General features: G+C 62.8%; 6 protein-coding genes. 5 read left to right on the forward strand and 1 reads right to left on the reverse strand.

What is annotated here, in order from left to right:
• From leuA to EN993_RS29040, 4 genes are all read left to right on the forward strand, one after another.
• Positions 1-1,646, forward strand: a 1,646-nt coding sequence (gene leuA / locus EN993_RS29025; protein ID WP_127265496.1) for a 2-isopropylmalate synthase, incomplete at its 5' end; no start/stop codon positions are given.
• A 184-nt stretch (positions 1,647-1,830) separates the two neighbouring features.
• Positions 1,831-3,594 (forward strand): tetratricopeptide repeat protein, encoded by a 1,764-nt coding sequence (locus EN993_RS29030; protein ID WP_127265497.1) that lies wholly within the window; start codon positions 1,831-1,833, stop codon positions 3,592-3,594.
• Positions 3,595-3,787: 193 nt separating this feature from the next.
• Positions 3,788-4,591 (forward strand): alpha/beta fold hydrolase, encoded by an 804-nt coding sequence (locus EN993_RS29035; protein ID WP_127265498.1) that lies wholly within the window; start codon positions 3,788-3,790, stop codon positions 4,589-4,591.
• 110 nt (positions 4,592-4,701) lie between these two features.
• Complete coding sequence (locus EN993_RS29040; protein WP_127265499.1) at positions 4,702-5,319, forward strand: hypothetical protein; 618 nt, start codon at positions 4,702-4,704, stop codon at positions 5,317-5,319.
• Here EN993_RS29040 and EN993_RS29045 read toward each other — a convergent pair.
• On the reverse strand, positions 5,303-6,226 hold the full coding sequence (locus EN993_RS29045; RefSeq protein WP_127265500.1) for a metallophosphoesterase: 924 nt from the start codon (positions 6,224-6,226) through the stop codon (positions 5,303-5,305). The two genes, EN993_RS29040 and EN993_RS29045, sit on opposite strands and share 17 nt — an antisense overlap.
• 71 nt (positions 6,227-6,297) lie before the next feature.
• Between EN993_RS29045 and EN993_RS29050 the strand changes: the two genes are divergently transcribed.
• Positions 6,298-6,571, forward strand: a 274-nt coding sequence (locus tag EN993_RS29050) for an NUDIX domain-containing protein (RefSeq protein ID WP_127265501.1), incomplete at its 3' end; no start/stop codon positions are given.

The raw sequence follows: 6,571 nt of genomic DNA on the forward strand, positions 1-6,571 counted from the left end.
ATCCCACCGTTGGCCTCACCGACCGCACCTGGCCCTCGAAGGTCATCGACAAGGCGCCGATCTGGTGCTCGGTCGACCTGCGCGACGGCAACCAGGCGCTGATCGATCCGATGGGCCACGAGCGCAAGGCGCGCATGTTCGGCCTGCTGCTCGACATGGGCTTCAAGGAGATCGAGATCGGCTTCCCCTCGGCCTCGCAGACCGATTTCGACTTTGCCCGCTGGTGCATCGAGGAAGGCAACGTACCTGCCGATGTCTCGCTGCAAGTGTTGGTGCAGTGCCGGCCGGAGCTGATCACCCGCACCTTCGAGGCACTCAAGGGCGCCACCAACCCGATCGTCCATTTCTACAATTCGACCAGCGAATTGCAGCGCCGCGTCGTCTTCGAAAAGGACGTCGGCGGCATCAAGCGCATCGCCACCGACGCGGCCAAGATGATCACCGACATGGCGGCTAAGGCCGGCGGCGGCTTTCGCTTCGAATATTCGCCGGAGAGCTTTACCGGCACCGAGCTCGAAGTGGCGCTGGAGATCTGCAACGCCGTCACCGAGATCGTCAGGCCGACGGCGGACAACAAGCTGATCATCAACCTGCCGTCGACGGTCGAGATGTCGACGCCCAACATCTATGCCGACCGCATCGAATGGATGTGCCGCAACCTCGACAACAGGGAGAACCTGCTGGTCTCGCTGCATCCGCACAATGACCGCGGCACCGGCATCGCCACCACCGAACTCGGCCTGATGGCGGGCGCCGATCGCGTCGAAGGCACGCTGTTCGGCAATGGCGAGCGCACCGGCAATGTCGACATCGTCACGCTGGCGCTCAACATGTACACGCAAGGTGTCGATCCCTTGATCGACTGCTCCGACATCAACCGGATGAAGGACGTCTACGAATATTCGAACCAGTTGAAGATCCCCGAGCGCCACCCCTATGTCGGTGAACTCGTCTACACCGCCTTTTCCGGCTCGCACCAGGATGCCATCAACAAAGGCATGAAGGCGCTGAAGAAGGCCAACACGAGCGTATGGGAGGTGCCCTATCTGCCGATCGATCCGGCCGATGTCGGACGCAGCTACGAAGCCATCATCCGCATCAACTCGCAGTCCGGCAAGGGCGGTATCGCCTATGTGCTGCAGGCCGATTACGGCCTCAATTTGCCGCGCAATCTGCAGATCGAATTCAGCCAGGAAATCCAGGCGATCACCGATGCCGAGGGCAAGGAAGTGCCGGCCCGGCGCATCTACGAGCGCTTTCTCGAGACCTATGTCGATCAGCCTGCCGCGCGGCTGAAATTCCTCGATCACCAAACCTATCCCAGCACCGAAATCAAGGGCCGGCGCGTGGTCGAGGCGGTCATCCTCGACCAGGGTAAGGAAGTGACGATTACAGGCACAGGCACCGGTCCGATCGACGGCTTCGTCGATGCGCTGTCGCGACATGTCGGTGTCGAGATGTCGGTGCTCGACTATTCCGAGCACTCGTTGCAACGCGGCTCGAACGCGTCGGCCATCTCCTATGTCGAGATGGAATATCCTGGTGGCAAGCTGTTCGGTGCCGGCATCAACACCAACATCGTCGCCGCCTCGCTGGAAGCGGTGATGTCCGCCGCCAACCGTATCGTCGGCAAGAAAGCCGGCTGACGCACGGCCAGAACAAGGATCGGGACCGTCCCAATCTGGTGATCGGTTCCGATCTTTCGGCCATTAACCACCGTCGAATTATCCGGTGGGGTACGCGATCGCATAATGGGGTGTATACTTGTCTGGTGGTGCGGGACCTATATGATCGCGCCTTAACCTGTGCCGACTTCGAGAGGATCGACACTTGCAGCATGCCACGCCTGCCGCCCCCGCAGTGCGCGAGACACTGGAGCGACTGCTTGCCAGCCAAACGTTCGGCCGGTCCGAGCGTGCGCGCAAGCTGCTGCGCTATCTTGTCGAACGTGAACAGGCCGGCGAAGGCGACAGGCTCAAGGGCTTCTCCATTGCCATGGATGTTTTCGGCAAGGACGGCGATTTCGATCCGTCTACCGATGCCGTGGTGCGCGTGCAGGCAGGCAGGCTCCGCGAGCTTCTGCAGCACTATTTCGCCAATGAGGGCATCGCCGAACCCGTCCGCATCGCCATTCCGCGCGGCGGCTATGTTCCTGCCTATGAATTGAATGCAATCCGGCTGCCGGATGTCCCCGAACTCAAGCTCGACGGCGCTGTATCCGCCGATCCGCCCAACGACGCCAGCACGGGCATGCTGCGCGCGATATCGCTGGCTTCCATACCGTCTTCGCCCGCCCCCTCGGTGGCGCGCCATCTCCGCTTCTTCTGGGTGGCGATTGCCCTGGTCATCGCCATGCTGGGGGTGCTGATCCTTCGTCAGGGCAGCAGTGCCTTGTTGGCAGGCGGCGACATGTCGGCAACGCTCGAGAGCGCCGGCGCAACCGGAAGCATCGTGCCATCGGCAATGGCTGACGCCCTGCCGCAAGTCTATATCGGCCTCAAGGCTGAAGGCACCTACGCCAGCCGTGTCGCCGCGTCGCTGCGCGCCGGCCTGAGCGGCTTCGATACGATCGACTTCATCGGCCGCGACACCGCCACCGATCCGGCCGACGATACCACGAGCTTCATATTCGACATCTTGCCCGGACCGGACGCGGGCGACATCACCATCGAGCTGCAAAGCATGGCGTCCGGACGGGTGCTTCTTTCGCGCAATCTGACCCCTGCCGACAGCGCACCTGCCGCGGTCGAAGACCGTATCGCCGACATGCTGAGTTCGGCGCTTCCCGCCTCGGGCACGATCTACAATTACATCGAGCAGACCGGCGCGCCGAACGGTCTGACGCAATGCCTGCTGCTCAACGACAAATATTATCTCGACCAGAACGCCAGGACCCATGAGGCTGCCTATCGCTGCCTCGAGAAGCTGGCCAATGGCGGCACGAAATCCTCGCTCGTTTATTCGGAACTTGCCTCCCTGGATCTGGAGGCGGTCTCCGATCATTACGCCTATCCGCCCAATGCGACGATTGAAAAAGCCGTGGAGTTTGCCCATCGCGGCGTGCAGATGGGGCCGACCAGCCCCTATGCGCATCGCTCCTACGGCTATGTCAGTTCGCGCCTCGGCAACACGGATGAAGCGATCCGCTGGATGCGCAAGGCCTATGAACTCAATCCCTATGATCTCGGCATGGCTGCCGCTTACGGCTACGGGCTGATATTCGCCGGCCGCTATGCTGAGGGAACGCCGATCCTCGACCATGCGGCGGAGACCTTCAGCGGACACTCGACATGGTGGGATTACGGGCTGTTCGTCGGTGAGTTCATGCAGGGCGACATGAACAAGGCCATCGCGGCCAGCATGGCACTGAGAACGACGGCAACGAAATCGCACTATCTGGCGGCACGGTTGATCGGCGCCAAGGCTGCCGGACAGGACCATCTGGTGAGCACACTGCTGAACCAACTGACCACCGAATTCCCTAAATTTGCCGCCGATCCGCGCGCGACCTTCGTCGAGCGGAAATATCCGGCCGACCTGACCGAGCGGCTGGTCCAGGCGCTGCGCGCAGCCGGGCTCGGCAACCCAAGCTGACACCAATCGACGTCCGGATCGAGCGCGCCGCGTTCGATGGATTTCCCGCGCTCTTTCGCATGATGCCGGTCAGCGCCGAGTTCTGTCCGCAACCGTACAAATCGCGAAAATTTTACTGGCCATCGCTGTGGACTAGGAGCAATCCAGCCACAATTGGTGTTCCGCATCCTGACAACAGCAAAAATCAGCTTTCATGACCGCATCGCTTTTTGCCGCCGAACAGGGTGTTGGCTCGAAGGCCATTGTCCTGCTGCATGGTTTCGGCGGCTGCCACGATGTCTGGCGCGAGGTGATTTCCGCCCTGGCGCCTTCCACGCACACGCTGGCCTATGATCTGCCGGGGCATGGGTTGTCGCTCGATTTTCCCGCCGCCGGTCCGGCCAAGGTGGCGGCAAGGGCCGTGCTCGCCGATCTCTCGGAGCGCCGCCTGAAGCGCGTTCATCTCGTGGGTCATTCGATGGGCGGTGCGGTGGCGGCGCTGATGGCGTTGGCTGCGCCCGAAAGAATAGCCTCGCTGACGCTTCTGGCGCCGGGCGGCCTTGGCCCCGAGATCAACGGACCACTGTTGCGTCGCTATGCTGGCGCAGCCGATCGGTCCGAGATCAGGGCCTGCCTCGTCGCTATGTCGGGGCCAGGGACCCGGCCCTTCGATCGCACCGTGGACGCTCTCTGGGAAATGCGCCGGCGACCCGGCCAACTGGAAAAACTCGTCGAGATCGCAGTCGCCATGACCATGGACGATCGGCAAGGCGTCATCCCGCATGATCGTCTCGACAGCCTGAACATGCCGGTGATGGTGGTGTGGGGAACCGACGACGCGGTGCTGCCCTTTACCCAGGCGGATGATCTGCCGGCACATTTTCACGTGCACCATGTGCTGGAGGCCGGCCATATGCTGACCGAGGAAGCGCCCGAGCTCGTTGCCGAGATCATTCGCCGCAACACCAGCCGCCGCGCCAGGCCACATCGCCAGAAATTTGCCGCCGCGGCCAGCTGACCTTTTCGCGCACAACATTTTCCTGAGCCTCGATCCCATCGATCTCGCCAGTGCATTTTGCCGGCGGCTGTGTTAACCCCATGTTAACCAAACCCGCGAGGCAAACGCCGATGAAGGAAGCAGGCGAGAAGACCATCGACCAGTCGAAGAAACTGTCCGATGCCATCCGTGATGTGAAAAATGCCTTCGCCGACCGCGACGACGTCGTCGTCGATATGCGCGAGGCGCATCGCATGCGCCTCGATCTGCTTGCCGCCGAGCTGGCGCCGGTTTTTGCCGATGTTCCCGCCGACATGGACAATTTCGACTTTGTCGTCTCGTCCGGCTTGCAGCCGCGCCTGTGGATCGACGCCGTCAGCCATGTCGCCATGGGACGCGACCGCCGCACCTATCGCTTCCTCAAGGACACCCGCATCGGCCGGGTGGTGCTTGCCGAATCCACCGAGATGAAGCCGGTTGCCGATTCCGTGACGCGCTATGTCGCCGAGCGCATCGTCGAGCGTCAGAGGATGATGGAAGGCGGGGTCGAACCGGCTATCGCCGGCATGAAACGCGCCAATGTCCCGGAAGCCGAACCACCACTGCGTGCGACGACGCGCAGCAAGCGCTGGTCGGCCTTTCTGTCCGGGCTTGGCCTGGTCGCTGCCGGCGCACTGGTCGGCCTTGTGGTGTCGGTCGTCCTGTTCTGGGACCGCATTGTGGCCATGGTTGTCAACTTGCGGCCATAGCGGCCTCGGCGCCAAGCTCCAGCGTCTGCAGATCGGATGGCGGTATGGACGGCCCGGTCAGGCCACGCCGTGTCAGTCGGATTCGCCAATTTCCCTTTTCACCGTCGATGTCGAACAGATTGTACTGCGCCGCCGGGTGCTTGCCGCCCGGCGCCTGGCCGGCGGCAGCGACGCCGACCGCCGGGATCCTGACGCCTCGACCGCCGATGAAGAACAGCGACGGCAGATGCGAATGGCCGTGCAGCACAAGTTCGGCGCCATGGCGGCGAATGATCTTGTGAAAGCGGGCGATGCCGAACAGCCGCTTGTGCTGCGGGACCGCGCCGCGCACCGGCGGATGATGGATCATGATGGCGCGGAACAGCCCCTGCCCGGCGGTATCCCCGAGGATTTTGCCAAGCCGATCCGCCTGGCCTTCCATGAAGAAACCATTGGCCATGAAGGGTGCCGTTGCGCGTGCCGTCGAGACACCGATCAGCGCGACATTGCCGCGCACGCGCAGATAGGGGAAGGCGTTGCGGTCGACCGGCGTGTTGACGCCGTCGCCGCTCATCCACGCCGCCCAGGATCGGCAGACCTTGTCGAAGGCGCCGGGCACATAGGCGTCATGGTTGCCCGGAACGACCGAAACATCGTGCGGCGATCCCAGCGTCTCCAGCCAGTGCTTGGCCATCTCGATCTCGCCGTCGAGCGCCAGATTGACCAGGTCGCCGGTGACGGCGAGGTGGTCAGGCGCGTTCGCCTTGATGTCGGCCACGATCGTGTCGATGACGGCGTCATGCATATGGCGGCGGCGGTTGCGCTGCCAGTTGACGTAGCCGAGCACACGCTTGGAGGCGAGATCGCGATAGGATACATCGGGGAGCGGCCCCAGATGGACATCGGAAATATGCGCGAGCCTGAACATTTCTCTTTCATAGGCGACGGGCGCGCGGCTTTCCACACAAGGTTTCCTTTCCACCCACGGTTTCGCAGCTGATGGCGAAACCTGAAGATGCCTTCCGCCAGACCGGCTGGGCTGGACTCAGGGCCAGGCTGTTCCATCTCTATTTCGTGCTGCGGCGGCCGATGACGCTTGGCGTGCGCGGCCTGATCCACGACACGGCGTCCAATTCCGTCTTCCTCATTCGACACACTTATGTGCCGGGCTGGCAGCTTCCCGGCGGCGGCGTCGAAGTCGGTGAGACGCTTGCCGAGGCACTGGCACGCGAACTGGCCGAGGAAGGCAACATCGCGTTGACCGCCCCGCCGG

Source organism: Mesorhizobium sp. M7D.F.Ca.US.004.01.2.1 (assembly GCF_003997785.1).
GTDB lineage: Bacteria > Pseudomonadota > Alphaproteobacteria > Rhizobiales > Rhizobiaceae > Mesorhizobium > Mesorhizobium loti.

Excerpts from the sequence above, each read along its gene's own strand:
- EN993_RS29040 (WP_127265499.1), top strand. The coding sequence starts at position 4,702 with ATGAAGGAAGCAGGCGAGAAGACCATCGACCAGTCGAAGAAACTGTCC.
- EN993_RS29035 (WP_127265498.1), top strand. The coding sequence starts at position 3,788 with ATGACCGCATCGCTTTTTGCCGCCGAACAGGGTGTTGGCTCGAAGGCC.
- EN993_RS29045 (WP_127265500.1), bottom strand. The coding sequence starts at position 6,226 with ATGTTCAGGCTCGCGCATATTTCCGATGTCCATCTGGGGCCGCTCCCC.